Below are 19,191 nucleotides of genomic sequence, written 5' to 3' on the forward strand. Positions count from 1 at the left end.
TCGTGGCCGAGCTTCTCGTTCAATCCTCACATTGGCAGTTGCTGCTCACCGCTCTCGCGTTTGTCGCGCTGGCGGGCGTGGAGATGCTGTTTCCGCTCAGCGGTGATCGGGGGCTGCGCGGGCGGCGCTGGTTCGCCCATGCCGCCCTGTTCCTGATCGGCTTCGGCGTCGTCTTCGTGGCCTCGCCCCTGATCCTCAAAGGCGCAGCCTGGCTGCAGGGCGCGCTGCGCTTCCCGCCGCTGACCGGACTGGGGCTGCCCGCCTGGCTGCTGGTCGTCGTCTCCTTCCTGCTGATCGACCTGCTAGCCTATCTCAATCACGCCCTGTTCCATGGCGTGCCCTGGCTGTGGCGCCTGCACCGGGCGCATCACACCGACACGGTCTTGGACGCCTCCACCGGGGTGCGCCATCATCCGCTCGAAAGCCTGGCCGGCGTCGCCCTGCAACTGATAGTCTTTGCGGTGCTGGGCGTCCCGCTGTTGGTGGTCCTGGCCTATGGGCTGATCACCACTCTGTGGCAGTTCGTGACCCATGCCGATGTGCGACTGCCTGAGTCGATTGACCGCGCGCTGCGTCTGGTGCTGGTGACGCCGGGGATGCATCGGGTGCATCACTCGGTGCGAATGGACGAGGGCAACAGCAATTTCGGCATGGTCCTGTCGATCTGGGACCGCCTATTCGGCACCTATCGCAGGCGGTCGGCTGCGGAACGGGCGAGCATGGCGCTGGGGGTCGAGGGGGACGAGGGCGCTTCGCACCTTACCACGCTCCTGGCTGCCCCCCTGCGGCCCTGAAGCGACTGCTCGACTGGCAGACGTACAGCCCAGATGATATGGTCAAGCTTTATTGGGGGGCTTCATGACTGGGTATCGTTCGCTTGCGGTAGGCGCTGCGCTGGCTTTGACTATCGGCGCTGGCGTGGCGCATGCGGGGATTGTTCCGATCGCTACGACTCCGAACCCATCGACGGCCGGGCAGGCGGTGACGCTCAACTGGTCGGTCGGCGGCGTCTGCACGGGCTCGACGGCAGAGTTCAGCGACGTCACCGGCGGAGGCAATGTGGTCCTGTGCCAAGGCGTGGTCGGTGGCAGCGGAGCTTTTTGCTCCACCAATGCCCTGAATGTCGCGGGCGCGCGGTCGATCCAGGGCAGGTTTACGACTGGTCCGTGCGTCGGCACGACTTCGGGCGGTGCGCATACGGTCCTTGCCGCCCCCACCCCTGTCCCGACGGTCGGTGAATGGACCCTGTGGGGTCTGACGGGTCTGCTGCTGATCGGCGGCGGCGTGTTCGCTTCGCGCCGGTTCCGCGCGACCGCGGCTTGATCTTCGGATCGGCATGAAACAAGGCCGCTGCCGGTTCTCCGGCAGCGGCCTTTTGCATTGAGCGACGCGGATAGGCCTATTTCGGCATAAGCACCGTGTCGATGACGTGGACCACGCCGTTCGACTGGCCGACGTCGGCTTGGGTGATGGTCGAGGTTCCGCCCTTGGCGTCGGTGATGGTCCAGCGGCCGCCGCCGGCGTCCCTGATCGTCAGCTTCTCGCCCTGAACCGTGGTCAGGCTGGCCGTGCCGCCGCCCTTCTGGGCTTCGGCGGCGATGTCGGCGGCGGTCAGGCGGCCGGGCACGACGTGATAGGTCAGGATCTTGGTCAGAGCCGCCTTCTGGGCCGGCTGCATCAGGCCTTCGCGTGTCGCGGCCGGAATTTTCTCGAAGGCGGCGTTGTCGGGGGCGAAGACGGTGAAGGGGCCGGCGCCTTGCAGCGTGGCAGCCAGGCCTGCGGCCTGAACCGCGGCGACCAGGGTGGTCAGGTTCGGCGCCTTGGAGGCGTTGGCGACGATGTTATCGGCGGGGTTCATGGCCACGCCGCCGACCATGGGCTCAGTGCTGACAGGCGCCATTGCGGCGGAATCGGCAGGCATGGCGTCGGTCGGCGCCTTTTCGACCTTGGTCTCGTTATTGCCGCATGCAGCCAGGGCCAGCAGGGCGGCGGCGGATACAGTGGCGAGGCTGGCGGTACGGATCATTTTCATGGCGTCTCTCCATCGACGGCCGCTCGAAGGGGCGGCGGGGTCGAGGAGAACTACGGGCGAGCAGGGCAAATGGTTCAAATTTTCCGGCGCGACGCGTGATCGGTCGCGAGGACGTCAGCTCAGAAAGGGCGACAGGGCGGACCAGGCCTCGCGCTTTTCATTCAGGGGCCGCGCGTGCGCGGGGCTGGAGGAGGGCAGGTCGATCAGAGCTATCCCTGGCAGGTCCGCCAGAATGCGACGTCCCAGCTTCGCCGCCAGCCCGCCGTTGAAGGCCACGGCGCGCAGGTGGGGCAGACCTGAAACCAGACCATGCAGGTCGGCGGCCTCGGGCGAACGAATGGCGGCGTCCAGGCTGCCCGACCGTTCCGCCGAGGCCAGCACGTCCCACAGGCCAACGCCGCGCGCCTTCAGCCGGATCAGGCGCTCTTCATAGGGTAAGGCGGGCAGCGGCTCGCCCAGCAGGTCGCCGATCAAGGGCCAGAAGCCGTTGCGCGGGTGGGCGTAATACTGGGCCGCCTTCAGCGAGGCGTCGCCGGGCAGGCTGCCGAGGATCAGGACGCGGGTGCGGTCGTCAACGACAGGCTCGAAGCCGACCGCACGCGCGGGCAAGGATCAGCCCTCGCCGAAGACCCGCTTGAACACCACGTCCACGTTCTTGGTGTGGTAGCCGAGGTCGAACAGGGCTTCGAGCTGGTCGTGGGGCAGGGTGACGCGGGCGTCGGCCTTGAGGAAGTCGAGGAAGGCGCCTTCGCCGCGCCAGACCTTCATGGCGTTCTCCTGAACCGCGGCATAGGCGTCTTCACGCGACACGCCGGCCTGGGTCAGGGCCAGCATGACCCGTTGCGAGTGCACCAGACCGCCTAGGCGGTCGATGTTCTTCTGCATATTCTCGGGATAGACGTTCAGGCGCTCGACCACGCCCGCCAGACGGTGCAGGGCGAAGTCCAGGTGGACCGTGGCGTCGGGACCGATGCCGCGCTCGACCGAGGAGTGGCTGATGTCGCGCTCGTGCCACAGGGCGACGTTCTCCATCGCCGGGGTCACGGCCGAGCGGACCAGACGGGCCAGGCCGGTCAGGTTCTCGGTGAGGATCGGGTTGCGCTTGTGCGGCATGGCCGACGAGCCCTTCTGGCCCTTGTCGAAGAACTCCTCGGCTTCGAGGACTTCGGTGCGCTGCAGGTGGCGGATTTCCACGGCCAGGCGCTCGATCGACGAGGCGACGACGCCCAGGGCGGCGAAGTAGGCGGCGTGACGGTCGCGCGGGATGACCTGGGTCGAGACCGGCTCGACGGCCAGACCCATCTGGTCGGCGACGTACTGCTCAACCGCCGGATCGACGTTGGCGAAGGTGCCGACGGCGCCCGAGATGGCGCAGGTGGCGATTTCCTCGCGCGCCGTGATCAGGCGGCGTTTGGCGCGCTGGAACTCGGCGTGATAGCCGGCCAGCTTCAGGCCGAAGGTCACCGGCTCGGCGTGGATGCCGTGCGAGCGACCGACGGTCGGGGTGTATTTGTGTTCCTTGGCGCGGACTTCCAACGCGGCCAGGACGCGGTCGACGCCGCCCAGCAGCAGGTCGGTCGAGCGCGCCAGTTGCACCGCGAAGCAGGTGTCCAGCACGTCCGAGGAGGTCATGCCCTGGTGCAGGAAGCGGGCTTCCTCGCCGACGATTTCCGACACATGGGTCAGGAAGGCGATGACGTCGTGCTTGGTGGTGCGTTCGATCTCGTCGATGCGGTCGGCGTCAAAGACGACGTCCTTGCCCTTGGCCCAGATGGCCTCGGCCGATTCCTTGGGGATCACGCCCAGTTCCGCCATCTTGGTGGCGGCGTGGGCCTCGATCTCGAACCAGATCTTGTACTTGGTCTCTTGCGACCAGATGGCGACGGCTTCGGGGCGGGTATAGCGCGTGATCATGGACCGGTCGTGTCGTGCGGGACGGGCGGGGAGTCAAGGTTCACCGGGGCAAACTTGCGTCTTTCCTCCCTGTCGCGCAGCGATGGGGAGGTGGCGCGGCGGCGAAGCCGACGTGACGGAGGGGGCGACTCGACGTCAGCCCTTTGTGCCGCCCCCTCCACCACTTCGTGGTCCCCCTCCCCATGAAATGGGGAGGAACGTGCGAAACCTTGACTTCCTCCCCCCTTGTCCCAGATAGGGGCCTCAGAGGACGACCTCTCCCTTATTCTGGGCATGATCGCCGGGACGACCCGGCTCGCCATGTAAGGGAGACTGTCATGGCCTGGATTCTTCTTCTTCTCGCCGGTCTGTTCGAGATCGTCTGGGCCTTCCTGATGAAGGCGTCGGACGGGTTTTCGAAACCGTGGCAGACGGTCGGCACCATCGTCTTCATGATCATCAGCTTCGGCCTGCTGTCGATGGCGATGAAGACCCTGCCGCTGGGCACCGCCTATGTGATATGGACCGGCATCGGCGCGGTGGGCGCCTTCGTCGTCGGCATCGCGGTGCTGGGCGAGCCGATCACCCCCATGCGGGTCGCGGGCGCGGTGCTGATCATCTCGGGCCTGGTTGTGCTGAAGCTCTCGTCCAGCCATTGATGGGCGACAGCACAGCAGGAGCGGCGACTATGGAACTGGTGATCGGCGACAAGCTCTATTCCACCTGGTCGCTGCGGCCCTGGCTGGTGCTGAAGCGCTGCGGCGCGGAATTCACCGAGACGGTCATCCGTCTGAACCGCCCCGACACCGCCGAGCAGATCGCGCGGCATTCGCCCGCCGGGCGCGTGCCGGTGCTGAAGGTGGACGGCGAGACCATCTGGGACAGCATGGCCATCTCGGTCTGGTGCGCCGAACGCTATCCCGAGGCCCGGCTGTGGCCCGCCGACGCCCCTGCGCGCTGGCAGGCCCGGTCGGTGGTCTGCGAGATGCACGCCGGCTTCATGGCCTTGCGGACCGAGTGCGGCATGGCCCCGGACCATTCCATGGTGGGCCCCGACCGCAGCCCGCCGCCGACGGGCGAGGATACGGCCGCCGACATCCGCCGTATGGTGCAGATTTTCCGTGAGGCGCGCGCCCGCTTCGGCGCAGGCGGCGATTATCTCTATGGCGAGTGGTCGATCGCCGACGCCTTCTTCACCCCGGTCGCGGCGCGCGTGCGTCATTTCCAGATCGACCTGGCCGCGCACGGCGACACGGACGGCGTGGCTCGCGCCTATGTTGAGACCTTGTTGGCCCAGCCCGACTTCCTGGCCTGGGGCGAGGACGCACTGGCTAACGCCGCTTAAGCTTGGCCGAAAACCGGCGATTAACGAGTAATGTTACAATCTGTCCTGACGGCGTCGGGCCGTGGGGGATGGGCGATGCGGACGATCAGCCGGAATACCAACTGGGGGAAGACCGCGCGCGGCTATTTCCTCGCGGCCCTGGCCTTCGCCTTCGTCTGGGCGATGTTGCTGTCCAGCGTAGTTTAAGGCGGCTCTAGCGCGTTCCAGCGACCGGGCCGGCTTCAGCCACCTGTAGCGGCGCCGGCGGCGGCGCGACGTAGTCCAGACGGATCGGCACAGTCTTGGCGCCTGACGCCACGGCGTCCAGCGTGTTCAGCGGCGCGCCCAGCATTCGCTGATAGATCCAGTAGGCCGCCACGACCTTTTCCACGTATTCACGAGCCTGAGGCACGTCGATGGTCTCGATCAGCAGCAGGGGGTCGGCGTCCGGCCCCAGCTTGCGTCCCGCCGCCAGCATCGGTCCCGGCCCGGCGTTGTAGGAGGCTACGGCCTTCAGTAGATCGCCCTGGAAGGACTCGATCTGGAACAGGCGGTTCACATAGTCCTGGCCCAGCTTCAGGTTGGTGGCCGGGACGTAGAGCCGCTCGGGGCTACGGACATAGCCCTGATCCCCGGTCATATAGGCGGCGGTCGCCGGCATGACCTGCATCATGCCATAGGCCCCGGCGCCGGAGCGGGCATTGGCGTTGAAGTCGGTTTCCTTGCGCGCGATGGCGTAAACCAGCGCCTTCTCGATGGTGAAGCCGCCTTCGGGTTGAAGGTCGGGCATGGGATAGCGCGTGGCGTCGATGCGGCTGGCCTCGGATTGGGCCGCGCGGTTCGGAGCGACGGTGCGATAGAGGCCGGCCCACAGGCGGCGGGCGGCGTCGCCGTCGGCGCTGCGCATCCCGGTGCGGGCGGCTTCCTCGGCCTCGCTGCGGCGACCGACCTCATAGAGGGCGACCGTGCGACGGGCGGTTTCGTCGGCGCGGATGAAGGCGTTCAGTTCGCGCGCATCGACGCCAGTCGGCTCGGGCGTGAAGCTGGCGCGCTGAGCCGAGGCGCTATAGGCGCGCGGACCCATGTTCTCGATGACCGGTTCTTCGCCTAACTGGCGCAGCGCGACCTGGCCGTAGAAGGTGGCGGGCCAGCGCGCGCACAGGCGCAGATATTCGGTTACGCGATCCTGGCGGCCCGACTGGGCGGCGGCGCGGGCGGTCCAGAAGGCGGCGCCCGCGCGGACCCAGGGGTCTTCGGTCGGGTCCTGGGCCACGCGTTCGAAGGCGCGGAAGGCGTCAGAGAACTCGTTCATCCGCCAGGCGGCGAGCCCTGCGCTCCACCAATCGCCCATCTCGGCGCCGGTGCGATAGGCGCCCGGAAGGTCATCATTGTTCAGGGCCACACGAGCGGCCTTGGCCGGATCGGTGACGCCGCCGCTTCCGGCGCCGGTCACGCTGGCCCAAGTGCGTTCCAGCAGGTTGCCGGGGCGTTTCGGCTCGGGCGCGCCATCGGGGATGCGGCGCATGGCCAGGGTATAGACCCGCGGGGCCATCGGCAGGTCGGAATAGGTTTCCAGCCAGGCCGCCAGTTCGTCATAGGCAGCGACATGGGTGGGGTGGAACAGGCGTTCGAACTCGACCTGGCCCAGCAGGATGCGGTCCTGGGCCTGTCGCGCCGAACTGCGCGCCAGCTCCAGATCGCCGCGCCGCAGGGCGTCAAAGGCGGTGGTGTAGCTGAGCCGGTCGGAACTGCTCAGGGCCGTGGGGGTTCTATCGGAGTCGTTGGCGACATAGGCCGTTCCGCCGTCATCGGCTCCGCTTTCAGCCGCCAGGGCGGCAGGCGCAATCGTGGCGCAGAGCGCAGCAGCGAGCAGGGGCGCGAGGGTCGCGCGGCGGAAAAGGTACATACGCGGCGGCCCCCTTCGTCGGCGCCGCTCCCTTCTCGACGTCGGGATTGTCAGCGCTCTGTGGACTGGTCGTCAGCCGATAACCATGCCCTAGTCAGGCGTTCGGCTCAACCTGGGCCGTATCCAGGCGCGCCGTCAGCGACAGCATGTCGGCCCAGACGACTCGCTTGGCCTGGGGCTGACGCAGCAGGAAGGCGGGGTGCAAGGTGGCCATGGCGGGGGCGCGCGCCGAGCCATCGTCGAGCCGCCACTCGCGCCACTGACCGCGAATCTTCATCAGGCCTTCCTCGGTGTCGAGCACCGATTTCGCCGCCGCCGCTCCAACCAGAAGCACGGCTTTCGGCTGCATCAGGGCGAAGGCGCGCTCAACGAAGGGGGCGCAGGCCGCCTGCTCCTGCGGCGAGGGCGAGCGGCTTCCGGGCGGCTTCCAGAAGACGGTGTTGGTCATGAAGGCTTGGTCCGCCAGGCCTGCCGCCGCCAGCATCCGGTCCAGCAGTTGCCCGGCCTGTCCGACGAAGGGCTCGCCGCGCAGGTCCTCGGTTTCGCCCGGCGCCTCGCCGATCAGCAGGATCGAACCCTTGGGATTGCCGCGCGCGAACACCGCCTGCTTGGCCCCCATGGCCCGCAGAGGGCAGCCCTCGAAGGCGGCGATCGCTTGCGCCAGGTCGTCCATGGTCGTGGCGGCGGCGGCGACACGGCGCGCCTCGGCCACGGCGTCGGCCCCTGACATTCCCCCATGCAGGGTGGTGACGGTGGCGGCGGCCTTCTGCAGCATCTGCGGTGCAGGTGGAGCGACGAAGACCGTGCGGTCGACCGGCTCGTTCAGATAGCAGGCGTCCACCCCCGCATCGCGCCAAAAGGCGAGCAGGGCTTCGGTTGCGGCGGTCTCAAGGGGCTGGGGCGTCATTCCTCGACAGGGATAGGCCTTGACCGCCGCTGCGTCACCTCATGATAAGGCAGATAACCACGACGATAACGAGGATTCAGGGGAAGATGGCTGAGCAAGCGATCGAAGGCGGCGCGATCAACGCCTGGCAGGAAGCCGTGATCGACAAGCTGCCGCCCGCAGAGGCGCTTGAGGGCGTCGAGCGCGAGATCATGGAATATGACGTCGTCATCGTCGGCGGCGGCCCCGCCGGCCTGTCCGCCGCCATCCGCCTGAAACAGCGCGCCGAGAAGGACGGTAAGGAAATCTCCGTCGCCGTTCTGGAGAAATCCGCCGAGATCGGCGGCCATATCCTGTCGGGCGCCGTGGTCGATCCCAAGGCCCTGAACGAGCTCTTCCCCGACTGGAAGGAACGTGGCGCGCCGCTGGAGACCCCGGTCAAGACCGACAAGTTCTTGGTGCTGGGGCCGCAGGGCCAGGCCTCCCTGCCGATGTTCGCCATGCCGCCCTTCATGCACAACCACGGCTGCTACATCGCCTCGCTGGGCAATGTGGCGCGCTGGCTGGCCGAGCAGGCCGAGGCCCTGGGCGTCGAGGTCTATCCCGGCATGGCCGCCAGCCACGTCGTCTGGGATGAGCCGTCAGGCCGCGTGAAGGGCGTCGTCGCCGGCGTCTTCGGCATCGACCGCGAAGGCAAGCCAACCGGCGACTTCCAGCCCGGTCTGGAACTGCACGGCAAGTATGTCTTCATCGCCGAGGGCGTGCGCGGCTCGCTGGCCAAGACCATCATGGCCCGCCACGACCTGACGGCGAACTCGGACCCGCAGAAGTTCGGCATCGGCCTGAAGGAGCTGTGGCAGATCCCGGCCGAGAAGCACCAGCCCGGCCTGGTTCAGCACACGACCGGCTGGCCGCTGGACGACAAGACGGGCGGCGGATCGTTCCTGTATCACTTCGGCGACCGCTACGTGTCCGTCGGCTTCGTGGTGCACCTGAACTATCAGAACCCCTATCTGTCGCCCTTCGACGAGTTCCAGCAGTTCAAGCACCATCCGGCCATCGCCGAGCATCTGGAGGGCGGCACGCGCATCTCCTATGGCGCCCGCGCCATCACCGAGGGCGGCTTCCAGTCGGTGCCCAAGCTGGCCTTCCCTGGCGGCGCCCTGATCGGCTGCTCGGCGGGCTTCGTGAACGTGCCGCGCATCAAGGGCACCCACAACGCCATGAAGACCGGCATGCTGGCCGCCGACGCCGCCTATGAGGCTGTGATCGCAGGCCGCGAGGGCGACGTGCTGGAGGCCTACGAAGAGGCCTACAAGGCGTCGTGGGTCTATAAGGAGCTGAAGATCGTCCGTAACGCCAAGCCCATGCTGTCCAAGCTGGGCACCATGATGGGCGGCGCGGTCAGCATGTTCGACATGTGGGTCAACCACCTGACCGGCGGTTTCTCGGTCTTCGGCACCATGAAGCACACCAAGACGGACGCGGCCTCGACCGGCCTGGCCAAGGACTTCAAGCCGATCACCTACCCCAAGCCGGACGGCAAGCTGTCGTTCGACAAGCTGTCCAGCGTCTTCATCTCGAATACCAACCACGCCGAGGATCAGCCGGCCCACCTGAAGCTGCTGAACCCTAGCGTGCCGATCAGCGTCAACCTGCCCAAGTATGGCGAACCGGCGCGGCTCTATTGCCCGGCGGGCGTCTATGAGGTGCTGACCGACGAGCAGGGCCAGAACCCGCGCTTCCAGATCAACGCCCAGAACTGCGTCCACTGCAAAACATGCGACATCAAGGACCCGTCGCAGAACATCGTCTGGACCACGCCGGAAGGCGGCGGCGGCCCCAACTATCCGAACATGTAAGGCCTAGAGGTTTCAGCCTCTTGCGGGCGGGAGGGAAAGCGTGAAGGGTCCGCCCATGCGCTTCGCCTTCCGCCGCTCCGCCCTGTTCGCCGCCGCCTCGCTGATCGCGTTGGGCATGGCCGCGCCGTCTCTGGCGCAGGAGGCGCCGCCCATCGAGGCCGCGCCTGTTCCGGTCGAGCCGGCCGTCGAGGCTGAGCCGTCTTTGGAACCTGACGCAACTGTCCCGGATGCTGAAAGCCCCGACGCTGAGGGCCAGGACCCTGAAATCATCATCGCCGAGACGCCGGCGACGCCCGAGACCCCGCCCATCCCCGCGATCTGGGCGCCGATTCCGACCGACGCCGAGGGACGCAGCGCCTACGGCTACTACCTGGCGGGCCGCAACGCCCTGACCAGCGGCGAGAGCGAGGCGGGGGCCGACTATCTGGCGCGGGTCGAGGCCCTGACACCGGAACAGCCTCGCGTGCGCGAACAGGCCTTTACCGCCTCCCTGCTGGCGGGCGACCTCGACGTCGCCGCCCGAATTGCGCCGGAGGGGGAGGGCGTCTCGCCGGTCATCGTCCAGGCCGGGCGTCTGGTCGCGGCGGTGCAGGCCTTTGTCCATGGCGACGCGCGCCAGGCCAACACCGTGCTGAAGTCCGGCCCCATCGGTGAACCGCACAGGCGCGCGGGCCTCTATGTCGCGCCGTGGATCGCGGCGGCGGCGGGAGACTGGGATCGCGCCCTGGCGGTTCCGCCGACAGATCTCGACCCGATCAGCACCCTGGTGGCGCGCGCCAATCGCGCCCGGCTGCTGGAGCAACGTCGCCGCTATGACGAGGCCGACGCCGAATGGCGCGACCTGACCAGTCATGCACTGGCCTCGCGCCTGTTCCGCCTGCCCTACGGCGAATTCCTGGAGCGGCGCGGCAAGCGCGACGAGGCTCTGGTGCAGTATGACGCGGCCGTCACGGCGGGTGCGACCGATCGAATGACGCTGTCTGCCCACGCGCGGGTGCTGGCCAAGGGGCGTCCACCGGCTGCGCCGACCTATCGTCAGGGCGCGGCCATGGCGCTGAAGACCGCCGCCGATCAGGCCATCGCTCAGCGCGTTCTGGAATTCGGGGTGGTCTATCTCCGGCTGGCGCTGAACCTCGAACCGACCAACGAGAATCGCTTTCTGATCGGCCAGACCCTGCAGCAAGCCGAGCTCGAGCCGGCGGCTCGCGCCGCCCTGGCCCAGGTGGGGCCAGAGGACGCGGAGCTGTATGCGGCGGCGCGGGTTCAGAGCGCGCTCAGCTTTGAAAAGGACGGAATGGCCGACGAAGCCCTGGCTGAGCTTCGCCGCGCCGCGGACACGCGTCCCAACGAGGCCGGCGTGGCCTATCTGCTGGCCGGCCAACTGGTGCAGATGAAGCGATATGACGAGGCGCTGACGGTCTTGAACGGCCCTCTGCTCAATGTCGCCGACCAGGGGTTCGAGGTGAACTTCTTGCGCGGCGCCGCCTATGAGGCCCTGAACCGCAAGCCCGAGGCCGAAGCGGAACTGTGGGCCGCCTTGCAGAAGCAGCCCAACAATCCGACGGTGCTCAACTACCTCGGCTACCTCTGGGTCGACAGCGGCACGCGAGTCGAGCAGGGGGCCGAGATGATCGCGCGCGCCCATGCCGCCGATCCCTCGGACGGCAATATCCAGGACTCGCTGGGTTGGGCCCAGTATCGCCGGGGCCAGTTCGACGTGGCGGTGACGACGCTGGAGGAGGCCGTGGCCAAGGAGCCCGCCAACGCCGAGATCAACGACCACCTGGGCGACGCCTACTGGGCCGTGGGCCGTCAGCGCGAGGCGGGCTTCCAGTGGAACCGCGTCCTGACGCTGGACGTCGAGGCTGAGCGCAAGGCCGAGGTCGAGGCCAAACTGCGCGACAAGCTGGGTCAGGAACCGACCGACGACAGCGGCGCGGGCGTTTCGGACTGATCCGGTGACGCTGACCGGCCTGGCTCCGGCCAAGATCAATCTCTTCCTGCACGTCGGACGCGTGGCGGACGACGGCTATCATCCGCTTGCCAGTCTGGTCGCCTTCGCCGATGTCGGCGATGCGGTGACGGTCGCGCGGGCCGACGCCCTGTCGCTGGGCGTGACCGGCCCGTTCGGCGGGGCGCTGGCGGGCGAGGGCGACAATCTGATCCTGAGGGGCTTGCGCGCGCTGGGCGAGGCCGCCGGGATCGGCGCCCCGCCAGTCGCGGTGACGCTGGACAAGCAGCTTCCCATCGCCGCCGGTCTGGGCGGCGGCTCGGCCGACGCAGGCACGGCCATCCGGCTGACCGCGCAACTGCTGGAGCTCGATCTGGACGAGGCGGCGCTCGAAGCCGTCGCGGGCGTGGTAGGCGCCGACGGGCCCATGTGCCTGCGCGCCCGCCCGGCCTGGGCCACAGGCAGGGGAGACGACCTGCGTGACGAGCCGCGCCTGCCGCCGCTGCACGCGGTCCTGCTCAATCCCGGCCTGCCGTCCCCGACGGGGGCGGTCTATCGCGCCTATGACGATGCGCCCGCTGGCGGCGCCGATTGTCCCGATGCGCCCGCCGACTGGTCGCCCGCCGCCGTGATCGACTGGCTGAAGGGCCAGCGCAATGATCTGGAAGCGCCCGCCCTGCGCGTCACGCCGGGCATAGGCGAGGCCCTGTCGGCCATGAAGGCCGCGCCGGGATGTCGTCTGACGCGGATGTCGGGTTCGGGCGCGACGGTCTTCGGCCTGTTTGACGATGCGGCCTGTGCGAGCCGTGCTGCTGGTTCGCTGGAACGTTCCGGCTGGTGGGTTCGAGCCTGTGTCCTGGCTGGCGGCTAACCTTTGCCGTCATCCCGGAAAGCGCGGAGCGCTTATCCGGGACCCAGGCGTCTGATCCCGACTGCCCGCCCATCCGCCTGAACGCACCGTCTGGGTCCCGGGTTCGGCTGCGCCGCCCCGGGATGACGGAAAGGAAGTGAGGCCGCGTCCGGTTGAACTCATCCCCGCCGCCCTCTAGGGTCCGCGCTCAAATTTTGCGCTGCGAAAACGAGCCGTCGTGACGACCGAACCCCTATCCTTCCAGGACCTGATCCTGACCCTGCACAAATACTGGGGCGACCAGGGCTGCGCCATTCTGCAGCCCTATGACATCGAGGTCGGGGCCGGCACCCTGCACCCGGCCACGGTGCTGCGCGCGCTCGGTCCCAAGCCGTGGAAGGCCGCCTATGTCCAGCCCTCGCGCCGTCCCGGCGATGGTCGCTATGGCGAGAACCCCAACCGGCTGCAGCACTATTACCAGTATCAGGTCATCCTGAAACCGAACCCGGACAACCTGCAGGAGCTCTATCTCGGCTCGCTGGCCGCCATCGGCATCGACCCCAAGCTGCACGACATCCGCTTTGTCGAGGACGACTGGGAAAACCCCACCGTCGGCGCCTGGGGCCTGGGCTGGGAGGTCTGGTGCGACGGCATGGAGGTGACGCAGTTCACCTATTTCCAGGGCGTCGGCGGCATCGAGGTCGACGTGGTCTCGGGCGAGCTGACCTACGGGTTGGAGCGTCTGGCCATGTATGTTCAGGGCGTCGACAACGTCTATGACCTGAAGTTCAACAATGAAGGCCTGACCTACGGCGAGGTCTTCCTCGAAAACGAACGCCAGCAGTCGGAAGCCAACTTCCACGGCTATGACGTCGCCGCGCTGAAGCGCCGCTTCGAGGACATGGAGCGCGAAGCCGCGCATTTCCTGACCATGAAGGGGCCGCAGGGCCAGCCGCTGGTCCTGCCCGCCTATGATCAGGTGCTGAAGGCCTCGCACCTGTTCAACCTGATGGACGCCCGCGGCGCCATCGCCGTCGCCGAACGCCAGAGCTACATCGGCCGCATCCGCGACCTGTGCAAAGCCTGTGCATTGGCCCAAGTCGAACACGAGCGCGCGACCGCCTGATGCCCCAGCTTCTTCTCGAAATCTTCTCCGAAGAAATCCCCGCCCGTATGCAGCAGGGCGCCGCGCGCGACCTGGAACGCATGGTGTCGGACCGTTTGAAGGCCGCCGGCCTGACCTGGGAGGCGCTGAACGTCTTTGCGGGTCCGCGTCGCCTGACCCTGGTGATCGACGGCCTGCCGACCGCCGCCGACGACCGCAACGAAGAGGTCAAGGGGCCCAAGACCTCGGCCCCGGCTCAGGCGCTGGAAGGCTTCCTGCGCAAGACCGGCCTGACGCAGGACCAACTGGTCGAGCGCGACGGCGTCTGGTTCGCCGAGATCAGCAGCAAGGGCCGTCAGACGACCGAGGTCTTCGCCGAGGCCGTGGATCAGATCGTCCGCAGCTTCCCCTGGCCCAAGTCGATGCGCTGGGGCACGGGAACCCTGCGCTGGGTGCGCCCGATCAAGCGCATCATCGCCCTGTTCGACGGGGCGGTGGTGCCGTTCGAGATCGACGGCATCCACAGCGGCGACGTGACCGAGGGGCACCGCTTCCTCGGCAGCGGCAAGCCGTTTGCGGTCAAGGACTTCGCCGATTATCGCGCCAAGCTGGAAAAGGAATACGTCCTGCTGGACGTGGCCGACCGCAAGCTGCGTATTCTGGAAGGCGCCAAGGCCGCCTGCGCCACGCGCGGTCTGGTGCTGGTCGATGACGACGGCCTGCTGGACGAGGTCGCCGGTCTGGCCGAATGGCCGACGCCGATCCTGGGCGACATGGACCCGCAGTTCCTGTCCCTGCCGCCCGAAGTGGTCCGCCTGTCGATGAAGGTGCACCAGAAGTATTTCGCCGTCCGCGATCCGTCGAAAGACGGTCTGGCCCCGAACTTCCTCGTCGTCGCCAACGTCGAGGCGACCGATGGCGGCAAGGCTCTGGCCGCCGGCAACAGCCGCGTTCTGTCGGCGCGCCTGAACGACGCCCGCTTCTTCTGGGACGAGGACCAGAAGGTCGGCTTCGACGCCTGGAACGACAAGCTGAAGGGCGTCACCTTCCACGCCAAGCTGGGCACCCTGGCTGAACGCGTCGACCGCATCGCGGCGCTGGCGCGCGAGATCGCCCCTCTGGTCGGCGCCGACGCCGATCAGGCCGAACAGGCCGCGCGCCTGTCCAAGGCCGATCTGGCCTCGGGCATGGTCAGCGAGTTCCCGGAACTGCAGGGGATCATGGGCGGCTATTACGCCCGTCTGGCCGGCTACCCCGACGCCGTCGCCGACGCCGTGCGCGACCACTACAAGCCGCAAGGTCCGGGCGACAGCGTCCCGATCGCCCCGGTCACGGTCGCCGTCGCCATCGCCGAGAAGCTGGACACCCTGGTCGGCTTCTTCGCCATCGACGAAAAGCCCACCGGCTCGCGCGACCCCTACGCCCTGCGCCGCGCCGCTCTGGGCGTGATCCGGCTGGTGCTGGAGAACGGGGCTCGTGCTCCGCTGGCTGGCCTGATTACGATTGCGCTGGATGCCTTTGTCACCAGCTTCAATCAACGCGCCACTGTGCTCTCCATTGAACCTGAAGTGTGCCAGATCGTCAGCCTTGCTGATGTCGATTCTGCGCTCTCGAAGGCCCTTTGGGTTATGCCGGCCTCATCCTATGGCGGCGCTTACAATGAGGAAGGCCTCGCTGAACTGGCGGCTATGCGTCTGGTTGAGTTGGTTTCCGTTGGCGAGCTTCAAGCTGGCGTTCTCGCCTTCTTCGCCGACCGCCTGACCGTCCTGCTGCGCGATCAGGGCCAGCGTCACGACCTCGTGGCCGCCGTCTTTGCTCTGGGTGACGACGATCTGGTGCGGATCGTGCGTCGGGTGGAGGCGCTGGCCGCCTTCCTCGCCACGGACGACGGGGCCAACCTGCTGGCGGGCTACAAGCGGGCGTCGAACATCCTCAAGGCCGAGGAGAAGAAGGGGCCGCTGCCGACAGGCGCTGTCGCCACTGGCCTGCCCAGTCAACCGGCGGAAGAAACCGCCCTGGCCTTCGCCGCCGCCGCCGCCGCGACCGCCGTGGACGCCGCGCTGGAAACCGAAGACTTCGCCGCCGCCATGACGGCCCTGGCCGCCCTGCGCGGTCCGGTGGACGCCTTCTTCACCGGCGTCATGGTCAACTCCGACGTGGCCGAGGAGCGCGACAACCGCCTGAAGCTGCTGGGTCAGGTGCGTGCGGTCATGGGCCGCGTGGCGGACTTCGGTCAGATCGCGGGGTAGGGCGCTTCGCCCAACGACCGTCGCGTCGCCCCCTCCACCGCTTCGCGGTCCCCCTCCCCACATCGTGGGGAGGAAAGGCGCGCCTCTTTCCTCCCTGTCGCGTAGCGATGGGGAGGTGGATCGGCGGCGGAGCCGTCGAGACGGAGGGGGCGGCGCAGACGCCTGAAATCGCCGTCCCGACACATCCTCACACGGATTGTTACACCCGCGGCCTCGCCTTCGCGCTTGCAGCACGCTAGTCAGGGCCACCGTGCGCGGGACTCAATCCCTCGGCGGCTAGACCACGGCTCAGGGACGGCAAGATGACCAAGTGGGTGTACGGCTTCGGCGGCGGCTCGGCTGACGGCGATGCGTCGATGAAGAACCTTCTCGGCGGCAAGGGCGCGAACCTGGCCGAGATGTCCTCGCTTGGCCTTCCGGTGCCGCCCGGCTTCACGATCACGACGGAAGCCTGCGTCCATTATTACTCCAATGGCGAGACCTATCCGGCCGAGCTGGCCGCGCAGGCCGCCGCCGGTCTGAAGACCGTCGAGGGCATTGTCGGCAAGACCTTCGGCGATGCATCCAACCCCCTGCTGGTCTCGGTGCGCTCGGGCGCGCGGGCCTCGATGCCGGGCATGATGGACACGGTGCTGAACCTGGGCCTGAACGACGAAACGGTCGAGGGGCTGGCCAAGCTGTCCGGCGACCGCCGTTTCGCCTTCGACAGCTATCGTCGTTTCATCACCATGTATTCCAATGTGGTGCTGGGCATCGGCCACGATCAGTTCGAGGAGGTTCTGGACGACCACAAGGATCGTCTGGGCGTCTCGGTCGACACCGAGCTGACCGCCGAGAACTGGGAAAAGGTCGTCGCCGACTACAAGGTTCTGGTCGAACGTGAACTGGGCCGCGCCTTCCCGCAGGACCCGAATGACCAGCTGTGGGGCGCCGTCTCGGCTGTCTTCGCCAGCTGGATGAACGACCGCGCGAAATTCTATCGCCGCATGCACGACATTCCCGAAAGCTGGGGCACCGCCGTCAACATCCAGTCCATGGTGTTCGGCAACATGGGGGAAACCAGCGCCACCGGCGTGGCCTTCACCCGCAACCCCTCGACCGGCGAAGCCAAGCTCTACGGCGAGTTCCTGATCAACGCCCAGGGCGAGGACGTGGTCGCGGGCATCCGCACGCCGCAGTCCCTGACCCAGGCCGGTCGCGAGGAAATGGGCGAGACCGCCCCTTCGATGGAAGAGGCCATGCCGGTCGTCTTCGCCGAGTTCGTGGACGTCGTGAACCGGCTGGAAAGCCACTATCGCGACATGCAGGACATCGAGTTCACGGTCGAGCAGGGCCGTCTGTGGATGCTGCAGACCCGCAACGGCAAGCGCACCGCCAAGTCGGCGCTGAAGATCGCCGTCGATCTGGCCTCCGAGGGCGTGATCTCGCAGGAAGAAGCCGTGTCGCGGGTCGAGCCCGCCGCTCTGGACCAACTGCTGCACCCGACCCTGGACCCCAACGCCGACCGTACTGTCGTGGCGGCGGGCCTGCCGGCCTCGCCGGGCGCGGCCACCGGCAAGATCGTCTTCGACGCCGATGAGGCCGAGCGTCTGGCCCAGCAGGGCGACGCCGTCATCCTGGTGCGCGAGGAAACCAGCCCCGAGGACATTCACGGCATGCACGCGGCGCGCGGCATCGTCACGGCGCGCGGCGGCATGACCAGCCACGCGGCTGTCGTGGCGCGCGGCATGGGGCGGCCTTGCGTCTCCGGCGCCGGGGAAATCTCGATCAACGAGAAGGCCGGGACCTTCTCCGCGCGCGGCCGCACCTTCAAGGCGGGCGAGGTCATCACCATCGACGGCGGCAAGGGCGAGGTGCTGGACGGCGCCGTGGCCATGATTGAGCCGGAACTGACGGGCGACTTCCAGACCCTGATGGCCTGGGCCGACGGCGTGCGCCGCCTGAAGGTCCGCGCCAACGCCGAGACCCCGCTGGACGCCAAGACCGCGCGCGGTTTCGGCGCCGAAGGCATCGGCCTGTCGCGCACCGAACACATGTTCTTCGACGAGGCCCGCATCGCCGCCGTGCGCGAGATGATCCTGGCTGACGACGAGCAGGGCCGCCGTGTCGCCCTGGCCAAGATCGCCCCCTTCCAGAAGGCCGACTTCGCCGACCTGTTCACCATCATGGCCGGCCTGCCGGTGACGATCCGCCTGCTGGACCCGCCGCTGCACGAGTTCATTCCGCACACCGACGCCGACATCGACGCCCTGGCCGCCGTCTCGGGTCTGGATGCGGCCAAGTTGAAGCGTCGCGCGCGTGAACTGCACGAGACCAACCCCATGCTGGGCCACCGCGGCTGCCGCCTCGGCGTCGCCTATCCCGAGATCTACGAGATGCAGGTCCGCGCCATCCTGGAGGCGGCGCTGGAGGTGAAGAAGGCGTCGGGCGTGGCCCCGATCCCGGAGATCATGCACCCGCTGGTCGCCCTGGGTCTGGAGATGAGGTTCCTGCGCGAACTGACCGATCGCACGGCCAAGGCTGTGTTCGCCGACGCGGGCGACAGCGTCGACTACCTGGTCGGCACCATGATCGAACTGCCGCGCGCTGCGCTTCGCGCCGCCGACCTGGCCGAATACGCCGAGTTCTTCAGCTTCGGCACCAACGATCTGACCCAGACGACCTTCGGCATAAGCCGTGACGACTCGGGCCACTTCCTGCAGGCCTATCTGGACAAGGGCATCTTCGAGACCGATCCCTTCGTGCGTCTGGATCAGGACGGCGTGGGCGACCTGATCCGCATCGCCGCCGAGCGCGGTCGCGGGGTCAAGGCGGACATGAAGATGGGCATCTGCGGCGAGCACGGCGGCGATCCGTCGTCCATCGCCTTCTGCGAGAGCGTGGGCCTCGACTACGTCTCCTGCTCGCCCTACCGCGTGCCGATCGCCCGTCTGGCTGCGGCTCAGGCCGCACTGGCGGCCCGCTCGGGCGAGGAGCGCGAAAAGGACCGCTAAAGCCTGCCTCAGGCTTGAGCGTGCAAAGGCGGTCCTTCGGGGCCGCCTTTTTCGTGTCAGAATAAGGTCATGATCAGCGTAACGCTGTATGTGTCCGTTCGCGCACAGTTCTGCCTGTGTATTCGATAGCCTCTGGAACG

General features: G+C 67.7%; 15 protein-coding genes. 10 read left to right on the top strand and 5 right to left on the bottom strand.

Features of this window, described 5'->3' with window-relative positions; all coding sequences use genetic code 11:
* Positions 1 to 83: 83 nt before the first annotated feature.
* Entirely contained in the window at positions 84 to 794 is a 711-nt protein-coding gene (locus CQ039_RS06225) for a sterol desaturase family protein (protein WP_105689989.1), read from the top strand.
* Between the two features lie 64 nt (positions 795 to 858).
* Positions 859 to 1,323 carry a hypothetical protein gene (locus tag CQ039_RS06230; protein ID WP_146112074.1) on the top strand — a complete coding sequence of 155 codons (465 nt, stop codon included), beginning with the start codon at positions 859 to 861 and terminating at the stop codon, positions 1,321 to 1,323.
* A gap of 76 nt (positions 1,324 to 1,399) precedes the next feature.
* On the opposite strand, the gene CQ039_RS06235 is transcribed toward CQ039_RS06230, so the two are convergent.
* The 3 genes from CQ039_RS06235 to purB all read right to left on the bottom strand — a co-directional run bounded on the left by CQ039_RS06235 (position 1,400) and on the right by purB (position 3,946).
* Entirely contained in the window at positions 1,400 to 2,032 is a 633-nt protein-coding gene (locus tag CQ039_RS06235; RefSeq protein ID WP_105563079.1) for a fasciclin domain-containing protein, read from the bottom strand.
* A 114-nt stretch (positions 2,033 to 2,146) separates the two neighbouring features.
* The gene (locus CQ039_RS06240; RefSeq protein WP_105563078.1) at positions 2,147 to 2,641 is read right to left on the bottom strand and encodes a DNA-deoxyinosine glycosylase; all 495 of its coding nucleotides are present in this window, start codon (positions 2,639 to 2,641) and stop codon (positions 2,147 to 2,149) included.
* Positions 2,642 to 2,644: 3 nt separating this feature from the next.
* On the bottom strand, positions 2,645 to 3,946 hold the full coding sequence (gene purB / locus CQ039_RS06245) for an adenylosuccinate lyase (RefSeq protein ID WP_105563077.1): 1,302 nt from the start codon (positions 3,944 to 3,946) through the stop codon (positions 2,645 to 2,647).
* A gap of 317 nt (positions 3,947 to 4,263) precedes the next feature.
* On the opposite strand from purB, the gene CQ039_RS06250 reads away from it, so the two are divergent.
* Both CQ039_RS06250 and CQ039_RS06255 read left to right on the top strand, forming a co-directional pair.
* On the top strand, positions 4,264 to 4,584 hold the full coding sequence (locus CQ039_RS06250) for a multidrug efflux SMR transporter (protein ID WP_105563076.1): 321 nt from the start codon (positions 4,264 to 4,266) through the stop codon (positions 4,582 to 4,584).
* A gap of 29 nt (positions 4,585 to 4,613) precedes the next feature.
* Positions 4,614 to 5,270: a glutathione S-transferase family protein gene (locus tag CQ039_RS06255; RefSeq protein ID WP_105563075.1), complete on the top strand. Its 657-nt coding sequence runs from the start codon at positions 4,614 to 4,616 to the stop codon at positions 5,268 to 5,270.
* 193 nt (positions 5,271 to 5,463) lie between these two features.
* On the opposite strand, the gene CQ039_RS06260 is transcribed toward CQ039_RS06255, so the two are convergent.
* Positions 5,464 to 7,155 carry a lytic transglycosylase domain-containing protein gene (locus CQ039_RS06260; RefSeq protein ID WP_105563074.1) on the bottom strand — a complete coding sequence of 564 codons (1,692 nt, stop codon included), beginning with the start codon at positions 7,153 to 7,155 and terminating at the stop codon, positions 5,464 to 5,466.
* 94 nt (positions 7,156 to 7,249) lie between these two features.
* Positions 7,250 to 8,062 carry a uracil-DNA glycosylase family protein gene (locus CQ039_RS06265; RefSeq protein WP_105563073.1) on the bottom strand — a complete coding sequence of 271 codons (813 nt, stop codon included), beginning with the start codon at positions 8,060 to 8,062 and terminating at the stop codon, positions 7,250 to 7,252.
* 191 nt (positions 8,063 to 8,253) lie between these two features.
* On the opposite strand from CQ039_RS06265, the gene CQ039_RS06270 reads away from it, so the two are divergent.
* From CQ039_RS06270 to ppdK, 6 genes are all read left to right on the top strand, one after another.
* Positions 8,254 to 9,903 (top strand): electron transfer flavoprotein-ubiquinone oxidoreductase, encoded by a 1,650-nt coding sequence (locus CQ039_RS06270; protein WP_233190186.1) that lies wholly within the window; start codon positions 8,254 to 8,256, stop codon positions 9,901 to 9,903.
* A gap of 40 nt (positions 9,904 to 9,943) precedes the next feature.
* The gene (locus CQ039_RS06275; protein WP_233190183.1) at positions 9,944 to 11,857 is read left to right on the top strand and encodes a tetratricopeptide repeat protein; all 1,914 of its coding nucleotides are present in this window, start codon (positions 9,944 to 9,946) and stop codon (positions 11,855 to 11,857) included.
* A 4-nt stretch (positions 11,858 to 11,861) separates the two neighbouring features.
* Entirely contained in the window at positions 11,862 to 12,725 is an 864-nt protein-coding gene (locus CQ039_RS06280; RefSeq protein WP_105563070.1) for a 4-(cytidine 5'-diphospho)-2-C-methyl-D-erythritol kinase, read from the top strand.
* Positions 12,726 to 12,942: 217 nt separating this feature from the next.
* Positions 12,943 to 13,830 carry a glycine--tRNA ligase subunit alpha gene (locus CQ039_RS06285; protein ID WP_369831549.1) on the top strand — a complete coding sequence of 296 codons (888 nt, stop codon included), beginning with the start codon at positions 12,943 to 12,945 and terminating at the stop codon, positions 13,828 to 13,830.
* Entirely contained in the window at positions 13,830 to 16,058 is a 2,229-nt protein-coding gene (gene glyS / locus CQ039_RS06290) for a glycine--tRNA ligase subunit beta (protein WP_105563068.1), read from the top strand. The genes CQ039_RS06285 and glyS overlap by 1 nt, the downstream gene beginning before the upstream one ends.
* A gap of 302 nt (positions 16,059 to 16,360) precedes the next feature.
* Positions 16,361 to 19,051 carry a pyruvate, phosphate dikinase gene (gene ppdK / locus CQ039_RS06295; protein WP_105563067.1) on the top strand — a complete coding sequence of 897 codons (2,691 nt, stop codon included), beginning with the start codon at positions 16,361 to 16,363 and terminating at the stop codon, positions 19,049 to 19,051.
* Positions 19,052 to 19,191 lie beyond the last annotated feature (140 nt).

Origin of the sequence: Brevundimonas sp. MYb52, assembly GCF_002979535.1 — a bacterium.
In the GTDB taxonomy this organism is placed as follows: domain Bacteria; phylum Pseudomonadota; class Alphaproteobacteria; order Caulobacterales; family Caulobacteraceae; genus Brevundimonas.

Bases quoted from the DNA above. Each gene is read 5' to 3' on its own strand.
- CQ039_RS06225 (WP_105689989.1), top strand. From the start codon at position 84: ATGCTGTTTCCGCTCAGCGGTGATCGGGGGCTGCGCGGGCGGCGCTGG.
- CQ039_RS06230 (WP_146112074.1), top strand. From the start codon at position 859: ATGACTGGGTATCGTTCGCTTGCGGTAGGCGCTGCGCTGGCTTTGACT.
- CQ039_RS06235 (WP_105563079.1), bottom strand. From the start codon at position 2,032: ATGAAAATGATCCGTACCGCCAGCCTCGCCACTGTATCCGCCGCCGCC.
- purB (WP_105563077.1), bottom strand. From the start codon at position 3,946: ATGATCACGCGCTATACCCGCCCCGAAGCCGTCGCCATCTGGTCGCAA.
- CQ039_RS06250 (WP_105563076.1), top strand. From the start codon at position 4,264: ATGGCCTGGATTCTTCTTCTTCTCGCCGGTCTGTTCGAGATCGTCTGG.
- CQ039_RS06255 (WP_105563075.1), top strand. From the start codon at position 4,614: ATGGAACTGGTGATCGGCGACAAGCTCTATTCCACCTGGTCGCTGCGG.
- CQ039_RS06260 (WP_105563074.1), bottom strand. From the start codon at position 7,155: ATGTACCTTTTCCGCCGCGCGACCCTCGCGCCCCTGCTCGCTGCTGCG.
- CQ039_RS06265 (WP_105563073.1), bottom strand. From the start codon at position 8,062: ATGACGCCCCAGCCCCTTGAGACCGCCGCAACCGAAGCCCTGCTCGCC.
- CQ039_RS06270 (WP_233190186.1), top strand. From the start codon at position 8,254: ATGGAATATGACGTCGTCATCGTCGGCGGCGGCCCCGCCGGCCTGTCC.
- glyS (WP_105563068.1), top strand. From the start codon at position 13,830: ATGCCCCAGCTTCTTCTCGAAATCTTCTCCGAAGAAATCCCCGCCCGT.
- ppdK (WP_105563067.1), top strand. From the start codon at position 16,361: ATGACCAAGTGGGTGTACGGCTTCGGCGGCGGCTCGGCTGACGGCGAT.